Origin of the sequence: Haloferax sp. S2CR25 (assembly GCF_031624535.1) — an archaeon.
Taxonomy (GTDB): domain Archaea; phylum Halobacteriota; class Halobacteria; order Halobacteriales; family Haloferacaceae; genus Haloferax; species Haloferax massiliensis.
The window spans coordinates 1-20,401 of record NZ_JAMQOO010000016.1; the positions used below are offsets into that span (position 1 = coordinate 1).

Here is a 20,401-nt window from a genome sequence, read left to right on the forward strand (position 1 = left end):
AGCGATTCCGAGCCAAACACATCGAGCGGAATCATTCGTGTCGGACACCGCTAGCGCGGTGTCCTTGCCCTCTTCGATTCCAGAGCGACAGCTGAACTCTATCAACAATCTCCTACAGAAGAGCGTACTTCATGACAATCAAGGACTGGGACTCACGAATCCCGCGGAAGTGGGCCGGTGAGGTAGACTTCACGTACAATTCAGCCAGTCGAAACCCGGACGTGTTTACCGTCAACGGGAAGAGCGCACCCCGAACGCTACACCCTGAAGAAGGGTCACCGATCATCGTTGAAGAGGGCGACTCAGTTCGCATCCACCTCGTCAACGGCGGGTATATGTCGCACCCGATGCACATCCACAACCACCGCTTCCAGCGCATCGAAAAGGACGGTGGAACGATTCCGGAGGCTGCCCGCCACGATATGGACGTCACGAACGTCGCTCCCGCTGAACGACACACGATCGAATTCACTGCCGATGCAGACCCAGGCGTCTACTTGATGCACTGTCATAAAGTCAACCACGTCCTGAACGACACGTTCTATCCTGGTGGGATGCTCACCGGCGTGGTCTATCGGTCCGTCATGGATACGGACATCTTCAACCAGCTCATGGAGTACGCCGGCTACTCCGCGTAGCCACCACTCGGAATTCCTCATCTTGCGGTAGCGAAGAAACCCCGTCCTTTAGGACAGGGAGGAATCGCGTTCGTACACAGTACCCCTCAACCTACAGTGGCCCTTCGGTGTCCAGTGCTTTCGCACCCTGAATGACGAGTCCCCACCACGTCAGGCCGTGTGCTTCCTTTACTTCGCTCAGTTTCTCGTTGAGGACATGAACGTTCGCCTTCTCACTGTGACCGAGGGAGACATCTGAGTATCAACCCTGGCGTCTCCAGACTACCTCAACTCCACCCCAGAGGAGGCCAGTACCGAGGAGCATCACGAGTTCAAACACTTCTACGAACCCCATCCAGACCGGTGTGATGTACATAAGGCCATTCAAGTACTTCCCGGGGATGAGTTGTTTACCGAAAGTCAGGACACGGTCACTCAAACTGCCCGTCCGTGAGTCAAGATTTGCTTGCGTCGCACTTGGGCCACCTGCACTCTCGTCTCCAGTCCCGAGACGTTCGGCCTCGTATGGGAAGGCGATATTGACGCTCCAGACAACCTCTCCTTGTTTGTCAACTTCGAATACACGATTCCCATTCGAATCTGTTACCAAGGTGTGGCCATTTGGGAGTCGGTCGGCGTCCCGTGGCCACTGCATCCGCGCGTCTCGCCACACCCACGACTGTTCCCACCTGTCTTCCATCCGTTGGTACTCGACGACGCGGTTGTTTTCTGAATCCCCGACCAGGACCGCGGGGCCGCCGTTGGCCTCGGGGATGTAGTCCGGGTTGTGCTGTTCGTAGAGGATACTGTAGTCGTCCTCCGCACCGAGCGTCCACTCGTCGATGAGTCCACTCCGGTTGAGGAACACGACCCGGTCTTGGTTACGGGCGCTCACCATGAGTCGACCATCCTCGAGCACCTCGATGTCGTTGATGTGCGTCCAGTCCTCGGGGTACGGACCACCCGTATCCCGGGTGAACCCGTTGCTGGCGTTCCACGTCCACTCGGTCTGGCCGGAGGTGGTGTTCACGACGAATACCCGGTCGAGGTAGATATCCGCGACAGCCAAGTGTGTCTCGTTGAGCCGGTCGGCATCGTGGTAGCGTGTTGCTTCTTTCCTAGGAGTGGTTTCGCTCCAGACGCGCGTCACCTCGCCGGTCGTCAAGTTGACTCGCTCATATCCGTTGCGCGTACAGGCGTTGGTCGAGCGAGCAGCCTCGTATTCGTTCCAGACCCCCTCGTCAACTCGGCGCTGGGCGAAGTTACTGGTGTCCGGACATGCCGACGGCTCGAGGTGGTCCGCAAACATATACTCAACGGTGGTTCTCGTTTCAGGTACCGGATCGACGTCCCAGTACCGCGTGTGTGAGTCGTTGTAGTAGAGGATGCTTCCGTCCGGGTTGAAGCCGACGAGCTCCGCTCGGGCACGAGGCCCGCTACTCGCCTCACCTCGCCACGAATTCGAATCAGTCGCGATGACCGTGATGTTGCCGCGGGGTTCGGCGGCCTGTTGCTGTGGGTTCGCAACCCCTTGATTCGTGAGGTGGCTCTCGAAGGTATCGTTGGTTGCCCCAACTGTGTATCCGTAGGCTAGGCCAATACTGGATAATCCGATGACGATGACGAAAAACACACGGAGATAGGCCTTGGTTGTCACGGTAGAATCTCTGAACAGATTCTAATTGGTTATACGGATGCTAAGAATTCGAGGCAGCATTATTCCGTGAACTCACTGTACGAGACGTTGCCTTTATCGACGATGGTCTGGCTTTCAGGAACGTCTCCGTCCGGCGGCATACTCCCCTCCGCGGGACCGCCGGGTTCGCCGACGACGATCCGACCGACCATCCCCAGGGACTTGTGCGGGATACAGAAGTAATCGTACGTCCCCGTGGTTTCGAACGTGTGTTCGTAGCTCGCGCCTTGTTCGCTTAGAATTTCGCTATTGAACGGTTCTGCTCCCTCGGGAATCCGATTTACCGAGGCTGTGCTCGTTCCTTCTTTGTAGGCGGTCGCCGAGTGACTCCCACTCTGGATTTCAAACGTGACGGTATCACCAGATTCGACGAAAAGACCAATCGGGTCGAAATAATACTCGCTACCCTCGGTGACCATCATGACCGTATTCGACCCCCCTGAGCCGCCGGTTGTCTCCTCTCTCGAATCGCCAGTTGTCCCCTCTGTCTCGGTCGTAGTCGGCTCACCGCCACCATCACCGTTTCCTGAACTACTACATCCTGCGAGACTGGTCACGCCGCCTGTTGCGAGAACTCCGGCTGTCTTGAGAACTTGTCGACGTTCCATGCCCACATATCAAACCCCCCGGTATAAGGGCCGAGGGCGGATTCCCAATACATAGGACACCGCCTTCGTTTGACGTACCGCAGTCGCAAAGTCGGAGTGATGGCATTCTATCCGAGGACGGTCCATTTTTCACCCAATCTGCGAATCATCGTTCAGACCACTAGCGACATCTGCCGAGGTGAGACCGGTGGTTGATCCCGTTCTTGCGAGCCGACTCCAGTTTGCGCTCACCACCATCGTTCACATCATCTTCCCAGTGATGAGTATGGGACTTGCACCGTTTCTCATCTATTTCACATGGAAAGAGATTCGAACCAAACAGCCAGTGTACGAACAGCTCCGTCGATTCTGGACCCGCATCTTTGCGGTCAGCTTCGTCGTTGGAACGGTGACCGGCCTCGTCCTCGAGTTCGAATTTGGAACGAATTTTGCCGCGTTCTCGACGACCGCGGGGGAGCTGTTCGGCGGCCCACTCGCCTTGGAGGGGATGATGGCGTTCATGCTCGAAGCGACGTTTCTCGGTATCTTCGTCTTCGGCCGCGATCGTGTTTCGGACCGTCTGTACTTCCTGTCGAGTCTTGCCGTCGGACTCGGTACATGGCTCTCGGCCGTCTGGATTCTCATCGCGAACTCGTGGATGCAGACTCCGCGTGGGTTCGAAATCGTCGTGGAGAACGGTCAGCGGATTGTGAAGCTCACCGACCCCGTCGCGGCGTACCTCACTCCAAGATTCTCGTATATGTTCATTCATATGCAGAACGCGGCTGTCGAGTCGGTCGCACTCTTTATGGCCGGGGTTGCCGCCTACTACGTGTTCCGACACCACGTCTGGGGCTACCCGATTGAACACATCGACGTCTGGGAGAAGTCGCTCAAAATCGCGCTCGTCGTACTCCTCATCACAGCCCCACTGCAAGTGATCCAAGGAGATGAGTATGCTCGCCACGTCTCCGAAACCCAACCTCAGAAGTTCGCCGCAATGGAAGCCGTGTGGGAAACCGACTCCTACGTCCCCGAGTATATCGTCGCGTTCCCCACGGACGTCAACGACCTGCTGAATCCACGGACGAAAGATCTATTCGGCATCGGCATCCCGGGTGGCGCATCCTGGCTCGCGAGCGGCGGAAATCCACAGGCAACGATACGCGGCCTCGAATCCTTCTCGACGAAAGCCCCACCTGTGGCGATCGTCTTCTGGGCGTTCCGAATCATGGTCGCCCTCGGTTTCTGGTTCATTCTGCTGGCCGTCTGGGGTGCCTATCGATGGTGGCGCGGCGAACTCTTCGAGGACGACTTGTTACACAAGGCGTTGATGGCGTCTTCGCTCCTGGGATTCGTCGCCGTGGAGGTCGGCTGGATCGTCACCGAGGTCGGACGACAACCGTGGGTCATTCAGGGAGTAATGAAGACGAGTGCCAGCGTCTCGCCTAATCTCACAGGCGCAGAAGCGACGTTCACACTCGTCGGATTCGTTACCGGATACATCCTGTTACTGGGCCTCTTCACATACGTTGTCGGTCGTATCATCCGAACGGGGCCACCATCGAAAGACGAACTTACGCTGAGTGACGTTACCCGTGTCCCAGAGTCAGAGGTGACGTCTGGTGACTAACATCGGATCGCTGGCTACGAAGCCGTTACTCGGATTGCCGCTCGCCGAGCTCTGGTTCGCGCTGTTGTTTTTCATCTTCGGGATGTTCCTCTTTCTCGACGGCTTCGACTTCGGCGTGGGCGTCCTGTTTGCGACCCGTGACAACGACCACGAGAAAGAACAGCTGTTGGCGGCTGTCGGTCCGTTCTGGGACGGGAACGAGGTCTGGCTCGTCGTCTTCGGAGGGGCACTATTCGCGGCGTTTCCGTCCGTCTACGCGAATCTCTTCAGTCGATACTATCTGTTGATGTTCGCGATTCTCGCCGCACTCGGTCTCCGAGGACTCGCCCCAGAAATGTACGAAGAGCGTGAAGACGACCGCTGGCGGACATTCTGGGGCTACTCGTTCGTCATCGGGAGTACCGTGACGCCGTTTCTGCTGGGGCTGTTCGTGATAAACTGGCTGGTCGGAGCGACTGGTCTCATCACCCCAGTGGGGGTCCTCGGTGGTGTCACAGTCCTCGCCCTCACGATCGTCGACGGGGCGGCGTTCCTCGGGCTGAAAACCCGCGGCGCGCTACGAGACGAGATGCGGAACTACGGCGTCAGAGCTGCCGTGGGCTATCTTGGTGGAGCGATCATCACTCTCGGAGCAATATACGTGACCGAGCCAGGGCTGCGCTCCTCGTTCCGATCTCCTCTCATCGTCGCACTTGTGATCCTTACTGCAACCTTGACAGGAATCTATGTCGTCGCGCTTCGTAGAAACCGGTACTACGCCGCGTTCGCGGCGACAGCCGCACTCGTCTTCGGACTCGTAGGGGTCGTCGCTATTCTTCTGTTCCCCTTCGTCGACCAGACCGCAGGACTCACTATCCGAGATGCGGTCATCTCGACGCTTCCGCTCAATCTCATGTCGATTATGGCGAGCGTGCTGCTCCCGATTGTGATTGGGTACTTCGTCGTGCTCTATTCCGCGTTCAGTGGTCCAGTCAATACTGAGGAGACCTACGGATGAGACAGATAATCAGAAAACAGCGTGTCGCTAGTTTGAGTGGACAGGTCAAAATAGAAGATCAACATCGGTTCGTGATGATGGTGACCTGAGACGATGACATCAACACAGTCCAGTTCGGAGCCCCGATTGCTGTCTCGTATCGTTGTAACGTGGATTGAGCTTACCGTTGTTGGGTTCGGGGGAGGTGCAATTGGCACATCGATTGGTGGCCCACCAGGATTGATTATTTATTTTTGTCACAACCCTCGTGTCAGTTGGAATCCTCTTCTACAATGTGAACGAGCTTATCAAACAATGGGTGATCTCTACAGATAAGTAAGGCGAGTCCCTCGGGGCTTGACTCCGAGGTGAAGCCAACACAAGCACTTAATTAACTACGTTCTGTACAGCAGAGTACAGTCAGAACCCCAAAAACGGGTTAAAGACCTTAATCCTGTCTCTGTTCTGAAGACTTCGTCTCAGCGGAAGTAGTGGTCCTGGTCCCACAGGAGTTCACCGCCGTCGAAGAACCGTCCCGTGCTGGTCACGGCGACGTTCTTCAGGTTCACATCTACGCCGAGAACTCGGTCGCCGTCTCGCTTGTCTACCTCTTTCTGGATGACGAAGTGGAAGTAGAACGCATCAGTGTTAGGGAGGTAGTGGAGCGTTCCCATCGGGTTCTCGTAGTCCTCATCTTCAAGGTACGACAGCTGGTACTCTCCGGGTACGAAGTCGACTTCGACGCGTCCGCTGACCGTCAAGAGCGTGGCATACTCGTCTCTAAGCTCTTCTGAAGCAGGTTGCAGTTCGGGGTAGCTGGCGCTGAGGAACGTAGAAAACAAGTAGTACGGGAACTGTTACGCGAGGACCACGTCGAGGGTGAGCATCACTGCCGCCCCAACCAAGAAGCCGAGCGTGGCAACTCGTTCGTACCCGTGGGAGTGCGTCTCGGGAATAATTTCGTCCCCGATCACGTACAGCATCCCGCCCGCAGCGAATCCCATGGCGTACGGGAGGATAGGAGCAGCGACGACGACAGCCCACGCACCGAATAGCGCGAGGGGGATTTCGACTACTCCGGCCCGGACACCCGCGACCGCCGCGTACCAGCGTCGCCCGAGCCCTGCGTTGAGCGCGGCGACCGATACGGCGAATCCCTCGGGGATGTTCTGGATGCCGATTGCGAGCATCAACGACACCGCATTCTCGATGTTTCCCGATCCGAAGCCGACCCCGACGGCAAGCCCTTCGGGCATGTTGTGAAGCGTAATGGCAACAGTGAAGAGCAGGATCGACGTCAAACGCGCGGGCGTCACTGGTCCAGAATCAGTGTTTTTTGAGTCGCTCTTCTGTGCGTCTGAGGTGACGGTGCCACCGTCGGTCTGGGCGTCATCCACGAGGCGATTGCTGATGATCGGACCGACTTGGTGGACCCAGCGCTCTCCCTGATCAAGGACAGCGACTCCGAGGAAGAATCCGATCAGCACCGGGACGATCCCGGCAATTTCGAACCCAGCAACGCTCACGCCACGATATGTAGCTTCAGAAGCGAATTCGATACCTGGAAGGAGGAGGCTGGTAAAGCTCGCCGATAGCATCACGCCAGCAGCGAAACCGAGCATCGTATCTAAGGACTTCTCTGTCGGATTTCGCCAGACGAGCACGAGCAACGCGCCCAGAAGATTCAGAGAGGCAATGAAGATACCGCCGACAAGTCCTAGGAGCACTGGATCTCTTCCGACTAGGTTGACGATCAGTTCTTCAAGCACCACTCTCACCCCGACGGTTCCATATCTGAGCCCCTTCGGACACCTTCGTCTCTAATCCGGATCGATAGTTCATCTGCCTACGCTAGAATTAGTCATGTCTAATAAAACTATATGGTATACAAAATTATATCTTTTGAACCAATTGGTGGAGAGCCCTCCGACGATCTCAGTCGGACAGAACTAACTGATGGCTAGTGGGTGCCGGATCATTCCCTGCTGAACTAGTGACTCAACCACCGGGAAATCGATTGTTCGAAGGTTCTGTGCCAGTATGAGGGGACCGATTCCTGCCCCACGTTCGTCCGCTTTACGCGCTCGAAGTTCGGGGGATGGTCCGGAATGTCCGATGCGAGTTCTTGGATGAATTCCTCGCGGTCGCGGCCTAGGTCTTCGTTCCGCTCTCGGACCTCGCCCAGCGTAGCGGTCACTGGTGGTTCCGGCGAACCGGGATCGTGGGCTGGGAGGACGAGTGCGGCGTCTGGCCGGTCCTGGAGTCGCTGGAGGCTTTCGTAGAGTGTCGCGGCATTCTGCTCGACGTTGGAGTCCCCGATTCCTGCTTCGACGCCGAGTTCGACGCGGCCCACACTCTCGTGGAAGAGCGTGTCGCCCGTGATTAATGCCGCGCCGTCGATATCGAAAGAGACGCTTCCTTCGCTGTGTCCCGGCGTGTGGATGACCTCGAGATCAAGGCTGCCGACCGATACAGTCTGTTCATCCTCCACGGCCGTTGCATCGACTGCCAGCGCATCCTTTGGGTGGAGGTAGTAGGGAACTCCGTGACGGTCAGCCAGTTCTGCACCACCTGAAACGTGGTCGGCGTGGGCGTGCGTGTCGAAGACACCGACAAGTTCGGCGTCGTACTCGTCGAGAATCGCGTCGTACTCTTCGAGGTAGTGTGATGGGTCGAAGACAGCGGCTTCACCATCGGAGATGAGTACATGCGAGAGACAGCCTTTTCCCGGCCGTGCGACCTGAACGAGTGTGCCGTCGATGTCAGCCTGAACTGGCGCGTGGCGGTGAACGCGACTCCACCCGTTCATCCCATCTTCGAGTGTAGCCGCGTTGTAGTCCATCTCTTGAATGACGTCCGCTGCCGTCTCCGCAGCGATGCCTGCACCACAGACAGTTACGATCTCCTTCTCTTTAGGGAGGTCCGAAAGAGCGTCTTTGGCTTTGTCAGGGTCATCAGCTAACTCGTCGTAGATGTCGACGTTGACGCTACCCGGTACGTGCCATTCGTCGAACTCTTCTTTGTGGCGAATGTCGACTACGAGCAGACCGCTTTCGTCAGTCTGCAATTGTTCTCCAAGTTCCTCGGGGGAAATATCCGACATCAGTGTTCTTCCGTATGGAGAGTGATAGAATATAGCTACTGCCGGACATGACCGGTATTGTTAATCCCTCATAGACGAATGTGCCAGTATGAGTCTCTACGAAGCATCGTTTCGCGTCAAACACGAGTGTCCGTATCGAGAGATTTCGGAGCGACATCCGGAACTCACGATTCGTGAGTGGTATCTGGATGACTGCCAGGTGATCGAAATAACTGCACCGGGGTCTCCAACTGACGACCTCCTCGACGAGGTCGATCGCTTAGGGACAGTTCTTCACAAGTCAGTCGACGATACTGGACTCCACGTCGTCACGCAATCGTGCCTGTGCTCACTGGAAGACTCCATCATCGAGCGATTCGAAGCGCACAATTGCCTGTATCAGCCACCGACGATTCATCGTCAAGGGTGGGAACACTACTCCGTGATTGCCTTCGACGAGAGTGATGTCAGGGACCTGCTTCACGAGTTGGAGGCAGACCGCGACATCGACGTCCTCTCGAAGACGGCGATTACAGCACAGCGGATTCCACACAGTATGTTGGCCCCGGTCGACCAGTTGTTCGAGGACGTGACCGAACGACAGATGGCGGCGCTTCGGTTGGCATTGGAGAGTGGCTACTATGAACAGCCCCGGAAGACATCACTCAGGGAACTTGCTGACCAGACGGCCGTCGCTCGTTCGACGTACGAAGAACATCTCCGGAAGGCGGAGAACAAAATCCTCACGAGCGCGGGTCAGTTCTTGCGACTGGTTACGGCGACGTCTACGGCAGATCCATTAGAGGTCGAAAAGACTCGTCAAGCTGAACGGGCTGCCGACTAGCTGAACGTCTTCACGCCGGTCGAGGTTTCAGTTAGCCGATTGTGAGTACCTTATCAGCACCCTCGACGACTCCGAGGCAGTCTTGCATCGTCGCCCGTGGCCTGAGGTCGTCCGCTTCGAGGTCACGGGAGTCCAGACACGTTCCGCAGGCGAGGTGTTTTCCCCCGTTTCGAGTGTATTTCACCATTACACCGTGGGGGTTGAATTTCTCGTGTTCGAGGTCCGGTGCCTCGACACCATCGCCGAGGAGGAATACCTCAACCGTGTGGTCTGCATCAAGCGCTGTGTTTGCGAGACGGAAGGCGTTCCAAACGCGTTCAGGGTCGTTCGTCTCCAAGATGATTCCAAGGTCCATACAAAAGCTTCGTTGGCCAATCACTTGATGCTCAGTGGTCATTCTCCAGCGAAGGAATTGAGACTACGAATTATCCACCATCGAACTCCGACGCCATCGTGTCACAATGTCGGTTCTGTGGGGAGGTATCTTGCCAACTGAAATATGAGGTTCACATGGAATAGAGCGACAAGATGCAAAGGAACGTTGCACTGAGCAAGGTGATCGACTCACCCCTGTAGACGACTTATCACCTTGATGCCCACTCAAGAAGTGGTTCGAGACGCTTGCGAACCTCGTGACCATCAGCTGTTAGTGCATACTCCACACGAGGCGGTATCTCGTTGTACTGTGTACGAGAAACCAACTCTGCCTCCTCGAACTCATCTAGTCGCTTCGAGATGGTCGATGTGCTGGCACTCGTAAGGTGGGCTTCGATTTCAGCGAATCGGAGCGATTCGTGGGCACCGATGATACTGACCAGTTGCATCGCGTACTTACGACTGAGTGTATTGATCACGCCAGTCAACGGACAGTAACACGTCCCGCCTACATCACACGTCGGTTCCGGGGGAGAAGTGGCGTCTGCCATTACTTTGAGGCCTCCAACTTACTTCGTTGCTTTGGACTCCACAGTATAATAACTTCGCGTCGTAAAGTAACGGTATACATGACTTCCTCTGGTTCGTACGACCTCGTGGTCCTTGGTGGCGGTGCAGCAGCATTCGCCGCCATTACAGAGGCTGACCGCCGTGGACTCTCGACAGCGATAGTGAACACCGGGCTACCTCTCGGCGGAACGTGCGTCAACGTCGGGTGTGTCCCAAGTAAGCATCTCCTCGAAGTGGGGAAGACCGCCTTCGAGCCACCACGGAATCCGTTCATTGCGGTGTGCTACGAAGACGGCCAACCGACGATAGACTGGGCTGCAGCCATCGACGAGAAAGACGGCATCGTCTCGTCGCTCCGTGAACAGAATTACGTGAACGTGGCCGAGCACTTCGAGACAGACATCTACGAGGGATACGGTCGGTTCGTCGACGGCGTGGAGCAACGCTCGACGAGCAACCAGCCTACATCCGGCGACGACGTGACGATAGAGATCGTTGACGGTGAAGATGCTGGTTCTGTGATTACTGGAGAGAAGGCACTCGTCGCAACCGGCAGCTCACCATACATCGCTCCAATCGAGGGTATCGAGGACGTCGCCTTCGAGACCAGCGAGACGATTCTCGACCGACGCAACCTCCCCGAGAGCGTCGTAATAGTCGGTGGTGGCTACGTTGCACTGGAGTGGGGGCAGATCTTACATCACATGGGGACCGACGTGACGATTCTCCAGCGTTCGGACCACGTTCTTTCTGGGATGGAAGGACAGCTTGGTCGTGAACTTCAGCGGTGTTTCGAGGAGGAAGGAATCTCTGTCGTGACCAATGTCGCGGTCGATCGCGTGAAAGAGACAACCGTGACCGATGGTGTGTCTTCCATCGGCGTCGAAGCGACCGTCGAAGGCGATGCCCGTACGTTCACAGCCAGCGATCTGTTCGTCGCTACCGGCGTTCAACCGAATACAGAGGATATCGGACTGAACAAGATAAGTGTCGAGACCGACGACACTGGATCGGTTATCGTGGACGACAAGTTCCGGACAACCAACCCAGATGTGTACGCCGCAGGCGACTGCATTGGAGAACCGATGCTCGAGACCGTCGCCGCGAAGGAGGGGAACCACGCAGTAAAGAACGCCTTTGGAGACGAGAGGGTGGCAATCGATTACAACGCGGTTCCAAAAGTGGTGTTCACCAGTCCGGAGGTTGCAGCGGTCGGAACGACCGAATTGGAGTACATGGACGAACACGGCACCTGCTCGTGTCGAACGGTGGAGATGGCAGACGTGCCGAAAGCAAAAGCCGTGAAGGACACCCGTGGCCTCGTACAGGTTGTCAAACACCACGAGACCGACGAAATCGTCGGCGTCCACATGGTCGGCCCACGAGCAGCAGACATGATACCCGAGGCGACGCTAGCCGTGAAATTCGGCCTGACCGTCGACGACATCATCGATACCATCCACCCCTTCCCAACGTTCTCGGAGGCGTTCAAGCACGCTTGCCAGGCGTTCAGGCGTGATGTGTCCACGATGAGTTGTTGTGTCGAGTGAAGAGCAGAGAATATTCCGGCAAGCACAGCCTGTGCTGCATAGGGACAACTTCTCCCGATGTATCTTGGCGAAGCCACTGTGAAACTGGCTATCCTCTGAAACTGTGAGTCGGATTTTTATTCGATTGTGTATAGCGATATACAATATATGCTGGATGGTGGCAAAACAGCCCCAGCTTTACTAATTTTCGTTGTGTATGGTCCACTCCTGTATAAGCCAAAGTATTAACTCACTGCGAGAAAGTCAGTGAGTAATGAAAATCCCACACTCAGAATCACCACAACACGGGGCGAGCGGGTTACTCCCCGGTGAGAAGCCGTGAATCAGCAGTCTGACTCCCAGGGTTTGGAGGTCGAAGAGGAGGCTTCAGAGAACGAGACGAGAGAGCGTCAGTACAAGTGGTCAATGATGAGTCTCAACGAGTTCGTTGGTGTCGACGAAGACCAAGAGTTCGATACGTCCCTAAACCACTACCGCGGCGAGGTGTCGAGAAAACACAGGCGAGGGAGAGCAGGAAGGTGGAGTGCTTGTGGAGTCTCAGAACTCACTCAGTTGCGTCTGCTTAATCGCCTCTTCCCGAGCGTACTCTCGACATGCTTCCTGCATCTTGCTGTACTTCTCTTTGACTTTGTGTTCTTTCCACTTCTTCTTCAGCGTCTTCTCGATCCCCTTTCTGGAAGTGTACTGAGAGACAACTCGGTAATCCGCAGGACCGTCTTCCCAGTCCCTGAGTAGGCCGATCTCCTGACCCAGTTCGATCAATTCATCGGTGATCTCATCAATCCGCTCAGATCCGTAGTTCCGTGCACCCGTCTTAATCTCATGCCTGATGTCTGAGCGGTCGATGAAGGTGTCTCGCCCTCTTGAGGAATAGGCGCGAGTGACCACCCGAAGTTGGTCAATGTCTGCCGATTCGGGTAGAACGCTAACTGCTCCTGTCGCGGTCCCACAATTCTCTAGTGCAGAGTTGAGCGGACCAATGGAGTGTTTGGCTAACATAGAGAGTTCGGCGATGGGGTCGTCACCCGGGAGATTATCGGGGGTTTCGTCTGGCAGACTCTTCTTGAGATTGAGTTCTTTCTCCGTTCTGTTCACGCCCCAGACCTTCACATCCTCGCCTCTCGCCAGCACTTTCCGAGATGCGGTATTCGCGTAATTATCGTACGTCGCTAGCACATACTCCGCGAACACCATCTCTCGTCCGAGGTAGTTCTCTTCGATATAGTCCTGCCACTCCTCGACCGTCTCTCGCTGCTCAAGGATATCGTTAATCTCGCTGCCAACGTTCGTTGGGAGGCTGGCCTTTGCTTCTCCAAAGATGACCTTACCCTCTAGATCGTGAAGGAGGAAGTCGAAATTCTTGACTCCACACTCCTCTAGCGGATCCGCACGGACGAACTGGTATCCCTCCGGTGCAGACTGCACGAAGGGGAAAACACAGAAATTGATCAGTCTCCGGTGCTCTCGCTCCTGGTCGATGAAGTTCTCAAGGTCTTCCTTGTAGCCTTCGCGGTCGAAATCCCTGTTCTTGGGAATTATGCACTCTCGATATGCACTTCTGAATTCACTCGTGTGATGGTCAGGTAGGTCGGAGGGGGGATCGATACTGACCATCTATGAAGCAGTCTGAGATTCGTGCAGGTTCAGCTCGGCGCTCCCGTCGACGAGCTGCAACACACAGAAGTAGAACTCGATCAGGGAAGGAAACGAGCAGTTCGTCTCGGGGACGATCCGCATCTCGTCCGCAGTGGCGCTGATATTGAAGAACGAGTTCCGATTCTCGTCGACTACCTGAGCGGAGAAGTCGAGTGAACCGGCCTGCATCGTCACATCTGTGAAACTGAAGTCGACCCGGTCGCGATTTCTGGTGCCCTCAACAAAATCCTCTGCTAGTACGCGAGTGAATTCACGGTCGAAAGTGACTTCACCCGCTTCAACTTTGGGCACCGTAATCGACAAATTTCCCGACTCCACCTCCTCCTCGGTAAAACGGATCTCTTGAGTGATGTCTTTCAGTTCCAGAACGTTCTCGATGACTTCCTCGACAAGTTCGAAGAGGAGATCGAAGTTCTCCGAGTTCATCTTCTTCAGCGTGAACTTCCCGCGGGAGTCGATTTTCAGGGAGAGGTTCTGATGCTCGTACTGGATTCGGACGGGTACGACACCGTACCCGCTTCGGAGTTCCTCGATCGCTTCTTTCCCGTCCCGGCCTTTGTACTCAATAGAGCGCTGTACGCTAGGTCGGATATCAGCCTCCGCCAGGTCGGGGACTCGCTCGGATTTGAATTCGGTAATTCGAACTTCGTTGTGCTCCAGAACGAGTTCGTTCATGCGCTGGAAGTCTTCCAGCATGATTGGCATGAGAGAGATGTCGTCCCTCCGGCCTAACATGGGGAGGAGAACTTGATCGATTGCCTCCTGCGTCTCCGCAGTCAAGATTGTGATAATCTCGCTCTCGTCGCCGTATGGACCGATGAAGAAGTCCGCGCGATCTTCCGCTCCGAACCGATTTGTATACTCGGCAGAAACCTTCGTCATCTCCCCGTAATCCTGTGTTTCGTACCTGTCTGGGAAGTTCGCAGTCCAGTCCTCGTCCGCGATGTAGAAGTAGAACTTGAGATGCTTGACGTGGTACTGCTCAAACGCGCTCTCAGTGTGGTCTATGACCTCCTGACAGAGTTGCTCAAGCGTGTAGCTACCCTGCTCTATCTCCATACCCGCGTTCCCCTCTTATGATGTGTCACGGTCAGTTATTATCGTTCGTTGTGGCTGGCTGATAGATAAAGGTTCTCTTGGGCTACGGTTGAGGTTGCTCATGAGGAGTTTGCAAGTCGCAAGGTGAGTATTTAGAGTCCGTTTGGTCTGTTTAAATTCTATTGTGATGATACTTCCCCGCGGTCGTGCTGAATACAGAGCGCATAGTCATCAATGGTGCACAGAACTCAAATACTGTCTTTTAGTTAGAAGGGAGAGGCAGGTTAATCAACAAATTCTGAATGATTCTCTAACCAGTCCTTCATTTTGATTCGAATCCGATTCTTAATCTCACTCAACCCCTGGTTCTGCCATTGCTGTTGCCAATATTGGTCCTCAGTAGCTATTTGAATCAATGAGATAAATGAAAAAGGTTCAAAATCATCAACCCAATCAGTTCGGTAATTGTCAGCGATTACCCGAGTTTTAATAGATAATTCGTCTTGGATATTCGCTTCAGTAATAGGTATTTCTTGTCCTTCCCATCCTCCTTGGATAGATCGATCTATCCGTTCTGGCCGTTGTTCACGTGGTGTGTACCCAACCGGTTTGAAAGAAAACGATTCCAAATTATCTTGCTTTTTAATTCGTCCGGGTGGGTTACCTGAGGGCGAAATTACCAGATTATCAAGATCGGTTTCGTACTCATCCTCAACCATTTTCTTCAATCCATCTAATCGTTCATAGAAATCTTTTGTTAGAAACATCTTGAGTATCATTACATTTTTCTTCTGTCCAGGCAATATGTCATACTCATCTGAGCTTGACGGCCCAGACCATCTTGCATAAAATTCTCTATTCAGTGTATCTCCTGTCAGTCGGACCTGAACGCGTGCTCTCTCTGCTGTTGATTTCCCTTTATTCTCGACCTCAATTCGATAAAAGATTGCAGGCCTTATGAAATCAGAAGGACCGCCCTCAATATTCGCATACATCGGGGCGATAGAGATAGACTGTTCCAGATCTGATCTGGTAACAAGCGGTCTATCTAATGCCTCTGTATAAAAGTAATATACAGATGGGGGTAAGATACCAACAAGGGTGAGTGGTAGTGCGATATAATCCAAAAATAGAAATCCAAGCGCGATTGCCAACCCGAAAAGAAAAATGAAAGCTGCTAACGATACTCTCCAGTGTTGTTTAAGAACTCTCGATATCGAAATTTGGGGATTCATTTTCCATACCGCCCTTTAATCTGTAGAGATGTGTGGTTCACAAATAGTTTTTGAGAGTCACTCTGCGAGATTCACCCTCTAAGTGTTGCACGCCGACCCTGTCAAGGTATGGTGGTCTCAACTAGTCCGTTTATTCAGCTAACTCAAACGGCCTCCTCACAGGGAGAGGTAATTTCGAGTGTTCTACCTTTGTCTACGGACGCTGTATATTGGTTAGACCACTCCCGCACAAGCCAAAGTATTATTTTGCTGTGAAAAACAGCAGAGACCAATGGAATTCAGCGGCTCAGAATTGTCCCGAAATACGGTAAACGGTCTTTCGGACAGTAAATCAGCATGAAAAAGCAGTCTGCCAGCCAGCAATCAGACGACAAATCCACGGACTCAGAGACGCGCAGTCGTCGCTACAACTGGTCGCGTATGGACCTCGACGAACTCGTCAACGTCTACTGGCAAGACATTGCACCGAAGCGATATCAGGATGGATTCGACGAGGACCGCGACGTGCCGACCTACAATTGGCTCACAGAACACGGATACAGTGGTATCGCGTACGCGCTACGCGAGCATTACGATTTGACGCCCAAGCAGTTCTTCGTCGACGTCGTCGGCCTCGAAAGTGCGGAGTCGGACGAGCGGGAGTGGAACGTCGACCACGACGCCACCGTGAACGCACTCGAAGCGTACCTCACGTCGATAGAAACCCGTGGTGGACGAGCAAAGAGTACGGTCAAGACCCACCGGACGAGGTTGGCCAAGTGGGTTAGAACCTATCGAGAGCTCCACGAGACAGATGCGCTTCTCGAGCCACTGTCTGAGTTAGACCAGCAGTCGCGGGAGATAGAACGCTGTCTCGCCGTCCTCGACGTGTTCGACGAGGAGCTATCGACGGACCGGTCGAAACTGGAGTACCTGCACGTCGCCAGAGCGTGGTACGCCTTCGTGAAGCGTCGGAAGTATGCGAAGTACAATCCACTCTCGGAGGCCGGTGAGGAGTTCGGCTGGGAAGCCAGCGAACCGGACCCACAAGCGTTGTCGGCGTCGCAGGTGCGTCGAATCTACAGTGAGGTGGATTCGCCCGAAGTAGAGTTGCTCGTCGTTGCGCTCGCTGGGTGGGGGTTACGTCCCTCAGAGGTTGCCGCGTTGCACCTCGACCAGGTGGTCTTGGATGCAGAGGACCCGCATCTGTCGTTCGGTGATGGAGAGCGGAAGAACGGCCCTGGTGAGGTGACGCTGTTGTATGGTGTGGACGTCGTCGCTGAACGGATTGACGCGCTTTCTGACCGTGAGACGTGGAACGGGTATCTGTTCCCCTCTCGGTCTTCGTCGACGGGTCACGTGTCTGTGAGTACGGTTCGTCGTCGGTTCAAGCAGCTTGCTGACCGCGCTGGAGTGGTTGTTGATGGAGATACGCTCACACCAAAGATGGGACGGCGGTTCTGGTACTCCGCATATCAGGAAGCTGTTGGAGAGGTGCTTGAGGGGTTAGAGGGAGTTGCTGAAGACCAGGGGAGTTCGTCGACGGAGGTCGTGCTTCGGAACTATCTGTCGAGAGAGCAAGAGCGCAAAGCTCGGCGGAGAAGGATGTACGAGAAGTTGGAAGCGGCGTTTGGTAATGGGTAAACAAGTGAGAAGGTCTGTACAGAGGTGGTTGATTAGTCGGTCAGCCGTTCAATAAATACTCGAATGCTTTGAGTGTATTCTGGCCTTCTTCGGTGATTTCGATTTCTTTTGACCGTCCGACTTCAGTAATCTTGACGCACTCTCGTTTTTGTAGTGGTTCGAGGATGTGTGTGTCCAGTAACCGGTACTCTCCCATGTACGGATCACTGTCGATTTGGATTTCTTTGTCTTCGGCGTTCTGCTTGAATCGGTCTACAACCTGTCTTGCTTGACGGATCAACTGTTTCTTCGTGATTGGTTGCTCCTCGGCGATGAACTGTAGGATCACGATTTCTTCTTTCGATGGACCCTGAATCGGGTAAGCTGGGAGTTCGGTAATGGCAGCCATTCCAAAACTCACTGGGGCTCCCTCGTCAACGTCGTCGTCTGACGCATAGCCTTCAGCTCGAACATAGTACGGTGTCACGTTCGCTGACCCTCGGGTTACCATGCATGCGATCATCCCACCGATCGCCGAAATTTTACTTCCCGTTGAAAGGTTGACGTACACCTCATCTTTCGCGTGCCTCTTGATGATCTGCGCAATCTCACCTAGTACTGTGTACAAATCAAAGATGTCACACTGAACGGAATGCACAGTAATTCCGGCGTCCCGCAAATCCGCTTTCAACGTCGCGTGGTACTCCGGTTTTTCACCATCTGGTTCCTCGTGTTCCAGCAGGTACACGCTATCTGCTTTGTAATCAACTGCTGGTTCCAAAACCCGGTCGAACTCATATCCGAGGGGCGAAATGTGGACCCGGTCAGGAACATGAATTCCCATTGTTACTTGGAATGACACTCTAACAAAAATCACTTTTGTAACGGTTGCAACGTTAGTAACATTTCTGACGAGATAATTTTTAACCGGGCAGCTATCTTTCTTCCCGGTAATGCCAATTCGGAAGAAGTGGAGTCGAATGAATCGTTCCCAAATCAAGCGGACTGCTCCAACCGATGGTGGCGTGTACGAACTCACGAGTTTCGGTGAGGAGCGTGCGCTGTACATTGGAAGGACCGACAATCTCCAGCGACGTTTATTGGAGCACCTAGACGAGAAGAACCCGAATCGATTCCGTTTCAAGAAAGCAGGGTTCCTCCAAAGCCCGAAATCAATGGAGGAGACCGAATTCGATAGCTACGAGAACAAACACGGCAACACGCCACCCTGGAACACTCAGGACCCACGAACGGGCTGGTTCTAATATGGGGTACATCACAGGCGCATTCAAATATATCGTTAAAAGCGCATTCACGAACACGTACCCGATGCTCGTCTTTGGCGGGGCAACACTCGCTATCGTGTACTTATTCAATGATCTTGCGCACGGCCGGCCACTCGATGGCATCACCGCGTACGCCACCACAAAGTACCTCCCACCATTCACTGCAGATGGGTTCATCACCGTACTCGCAGTTGGCTGCGTCTGGGCAGGAATCAAATGGTACTGGAATGTCCCACACCGGTAATACTGTGAATGTTTCAGTAGACTTCGTCAAATACTGGTCGAAGATTGGTTGGTTCGACACATCGAGGAGACAGGCCACCCGATAAGCAATGTGGCTTTTGGTGTTTCAGACACCTCTCTACGAAGCTAACTCCACTCAAGCCCAGAACAAAGGTATAATCCGCACACCCGAACAATATTGCAACCGAGCTAATTAATATCTGAATATATCTATAACCAGAATTCAAACAGTGGGCGACAGTGATTATGTTTAGACAGCGAATAGCTTCATTATCCTCACGAGTATTCAACAGGATATACGAATCTATGACCAGCAAAGAGTCAGCACTAAATGAAGAAGAGCTTCAAAAGGAGTTAGGTTGGTTAGTGGACATTCCACTGTTCGTAGACAAGGAAAGGGTTTCTCAGCTTTATGACCTCACCATAGAACCAATTTTTAACGAATTTCAGCGAACTCCGGTCGAAGAAAGCAAACGAGAACTCGAAGGAGAGTCGGACCGCGTTGCAGGAGGTGTTGAGGCGGGGATCGAAGGTGGTGGGATGCTAAGTATGATTGCGGGGGGGAAACTCAAAGGTTGGATCGAAGGAGAACATACGAAGACCGGAGAAGAAGAGAATTCGACTAGGTATCGACTCACGCAGACGCCGCAACGGCAGTTAGCTCAAATTTCGATTCAATATTACTTATCCGATGTTGGGGAAGGTGGTGACTCAGAACAGCATAACTACCACTACATAGAAAACCCAGCAGACGGAACTCCAGATTACAGAGAAGAAGATGAGGAGTCGGCAGAGTGGTTAAAAAGTTCGTCGCCTTCTGACCCCCGAGACTTAGTGGTACTCGAACTTCCCGGTCTTAACGACATTGAGGACGATAACCGTCGTATTCCCACAAAATTAGTCCCAACCGCTGCCGAGTTTGAAGATGGTACAGTTGTCCAACTCTATCAAGAGTTCGAGAATCACTATGAAAAGCCCCCTCGGTATCCTGAAAGAGATAAAAAATGGGGAAGTATGGGGCCATACTACGAACATATTGAGAACCACCCGCTTGGAGAACTGGATCGCCCAGCAGGCGAAAAGATAGGGGACAATGTCGGTATTGCTCGAGACTACTATTGGAAATGGTTTGGAGGTAAATTCAACGGAAAAGAGGCCACCATCATTGTAGAAGAGGCCTGCGCCGAACACGGGGACATCCGGTGGATTGACTTCCGACTTCCACTAAACGAGACCGGTTTCACGCTTCATTTGCACGCCCAACCTCGCGAGGAGTACAACACTGGCACGTTCGCCTATAACCTCATTAAACGTGGATACAAGCATGGGCTTATGTTAGTCGGGACAGTAAAATCAGAACCAGACATGGACGTCCTAGCGATCTATGAGCGGTGATTCGTGTCTGTTTGTA

The 20,401-nt window shown here is 53.9% G+C and carries 18 protein-coding genes and 1 pseudogene; 8 read left to right on the forward strand and 11 right to left on the reverse strand.

Going from position 1 to position 20,401, the window contains the following annotated elements; genetic code table 11:
• Positions 1 to 119: 119 nt before the first annotated feature.
• Positions 120 to 638, forward strand: a pseudogene (locus tag NDI65_RS20690) (multicopper oxidase domain-containing protein); the annotation flags it as partial.
• Between the two features lie 241 nt (positions 639 to 879).
• Here NDI65_RS20690 and NDI65_RS20695 read toward each other — a convergent pair.
• Both NDI65_RS20695 and NDI65_RS20700 read right to left on the reverse strand, forming a co-directional pair.
• Positions 880 to 2,274 carry an arylsulfotransferase family protein gene (locus tag NDI65_RS20695; protein WP_310894240.1) on the reverse strand — a complete coding sequence of 465 codons (1,395 nt, stop codon included), beginning with the start codon at positions 2,272 to 2,274 and terminating at the stop codon, positions 880 to 882.
• A gap of 59 nt (positions 2,275 to 2,333) precedes the next feature.
• Positions 2,334 to 2,921, reverse strand: a complete 588-nt coding sequence (locus NDI65_RS20700; RefSeq protein WP_115820177.1) for a plastocyanin/azurin family copper-binding protein — start codon at positions 2,919 to 2,921, stop codon at positions 2,334 to 2,336.
• A 187-nt stretch (positions 2,922 to 3,108) separates the two neighbouring features.
• Here NDI65_RS20700 and NDI65_RS20705 point away from each other — a divergent pair, with 187 nt between their 5' ends.
• Together NDI65_RS20705 and cydB are read left to right on the forward strand one after the other, a co-directional pair.
• A complete protein-coding gene (locus NDI65_RS20705) occupies positions 3,109 to 4,533 on the forward strand; it encodes a cytochrome ubiquinol oxidase subunit I (RefSeq protein WP_310894241.1) in 1,425 nt (474 codons plus the stop codon).
• Positions 4,526 to 5,530: a cytochrome d ubiquinol oxidase subunit II gene (gene cydB / locus NDI65_RS20710; RefSeq protein WP_310894242.1), complete on the forward strand. Its 1,005-nt coding sequence runs from the start codon at positions 4,526 to 4,528 to the stop codon at positions 5,528 to 5,530. The genes NDI65_RS20705 and cydB overlap by 8 nt, the downstream gene beginning before the upstream one ends.
• A gap of 458 nt (positions 5,531 to 5,988) precedes the next feature.
• On the opposite strand, the gene NDI65_RS20715 is transcribed toward cydB, so the two are convergent.
• The 3 genes from NDI65_RS20715 to NDI65_RS20725 all read right to left on the reverse strand — a co-directional run bounded on the left by NDI65_RS20715 (position 5,989) and on the right by NDI65_RS20725 (position 8,612).
• Positions 5,989 to 6,270 (reverse strand): hypothetical protein, encoded by a 282-nt coding sequence (locus tag NDI65_RS20715; RefSeq protein WP_310894243.1) that lies wholly within the window; start codon positions 6,268 to 6,270, stop codon positions 5,989 to 5,991.
• A gap of 96 nt (positions 6,271 to 6,366) precedes the next feature.
• Entirely contained in the window at positions 6,367 to 7,278 is a 912-nt protein-coding gene (locus NDI65_RS20720) for a ZIP family metal transporter (protein WP_115820173.1), read from the reverse strand.
• A gap of 221 nt (positions 7,279 to 7,499) precedes the next feature.
• Positions 7,500 to 8,612: a rhodanese-like domain-containing protein gene (locus NDI65_RS20725; RefSeq protein ID WP_310894244.1), complete on the reverse strand. Its 1,113-nt coding sequence runs from the start codon at positions 8,610 to 8,612 to the stop codon at positions 7,500 to 7,502.
• Between the two features lie 88 nt (positions 8,613 to 8,700).
• Here NDI65_RS20725 and NDI65_RS20730 point away from each other — a divergent pair, with 88 nt between their 5' ends.
• Positions 8,701 to 9,435, forward strand: coding sequence for a helix-turn-helix domain-containing protein (locus tag NDI65_RS20730; RefSeq protein ID WP_310894245.1), 735 nt, complete (start codon positions 8,701 to 8,703; stop codon positions 9,433 to 9,435).
• A gap of 31 nt (positions 9,436 to 9,466) precedes the next feature.
• On the opposite strand, the gene NDI65_RS20735 is transcribed toward NDI65_RS20730, so the two are convergent.
• Positions 9,467 to 9,790, reverse strand: coding sequence for a DsrE family protein (locus NDI65_RS20735; RefSeq protein ID WP_310894246.1), 324 nt, complete (start codon positions 9,788 to 9,790; stop codon positions 9,467 to 9,469).
• A gap of 229 nt (positions 9,791 to 10,019) precedes the next feature.
• A complete protein-coding gene (locus tag NDI65_RS20740; RefSeq protein ID WP_310894247.1) occupies positions 10,020 to 10,361 on the reverse strand; it encodes a helix-turn-helix domain-containing protein in 342 nt (113 codons plus the stop codon).
• 78 nt (positions 10,362 to 10,439) lie between these two features.
• Between NDI65_RS20740 and merA the strand changes: the two genes are divergently transcribed.
• Positions 10,440 to 11,930 carry a mercury(II) reductase gene (gene merA / locus NDI65_RS20745; RefSeq protein ID WP_310894248.1) on the forward strand — a complete coding sequence of 497 codons (1,491 nt, stop codon included), beginning with the start codon at positions 10,440 to 10,442 and terminating at the stop codon, positions 11,928 to 11,930.
• A 537-nt stretch (positions 11,931 to 12,467) separates the two neighbouring features.
• Here the strand turns inward: merA and NDI65_RS20750 are convergent.
• The 3 genes from NDI65_RS20750 to NDI65_RS20760 form a co-directional block, all read right to left on the reverse strand.
• A complete protein-coding gene (locus NDI65_RS20750) occupies positions 12,468 to 13,544 on the reverse strand; it encodes a hypothetical protein (protein WP_310894249.1) in 1,077 nt (358 codons plus the stop codon).
• Complete coding sequence (locus NDI65_RS20755; protein WP_310894250.1) at positions 13,545 to 14,645, reverse strand: hypothetical protein; 1,101 nt, start codon at positions 14,643 to 14,645, stop codon at positions 13,545 to 13,547.
• A gap of 263 nt (positions 14,646 to 14,908) precedes the next feature.
• Positions 14,909 to 15,859, reverse strand: a complete 951-nt coding sequence (locus NDI65_RS20760) for a hypothetical protein (RefSeq protein ID WP_310894251.1) — start codon at positions 15,857 to 15,859, stop codon at positions 14,909 to 14,911.
• Positions 15,860 to 16,279: 420 nt separating this feature from the next.
• Here NDI65_RS20760 and NDI65_RS20765 point away from each other — a divergent pair, with 420 nt between their 5' ends.
• Entirely contained in the window at positions 16,280 to 17,482 is a 1,203-nt protein-coding gene (locus NDI65_RS20765; RefSeq protein WP_310894252.1) for a site-specific integrase, read from the forward strand.
• 40 nt (positions 17,483 to 17,522) lie between these two features.
• Here the strand turns inward: NDI65_RS20765 and NDI65_RS20770 are convergent, their stop codons facing one another.
• Positions 17,523 to 18,305 carry a DUF6293 family protein gene (locus NDI65_RS20770; RefSeq protein WP_310894253.1) on the reverse strand — a complete coding sequence of 261 codons (783 nt, stop codon included), beginning with the start codon at positions 18,303 to 18,305 and terminating at the stop codon, positions 17,523 to 17,525.
• A 422-nt stretch (positions 18,306 to 18,727) separates the two neighbouring features.
• Here NDI65_RS20770 and NDI65_RS20775 point away from each other — a divergent pair, with 422 nt between their 5' ends.
• Both NDI65_RS20775 and NDI65_RS20780 read left to right on the forward strand, forming a co-directional pair.
• Positions 18,728 to 18,991 (forward strand): hypothetical protein, encoded by a 264-nt coding sequence (locus tag NDI65_RS20775; protein ID WP_310894254.1) that lies wholly within the window; start codon positions 18,728 to 18,730, stop codon positions 18,989 to 18,991.
• A 305-nt stretch (positions 18,992 to 19,296) separates the two neighbouring features.
• The gene (locus NDI65_RS20780; protein WP_310894255.1) at positions 19,297 to 20,385 is read left to right on the forward strand and encodes a hypothetical protein; all 1,089 of its coding nucleotides are present in this window, start codon (positions 19,297 to 19,299) and stop codon (positions 20,383 to 20,385) included.
• Positions 20,386 to 20,401 lie beyond the last annotated feature (16 nt).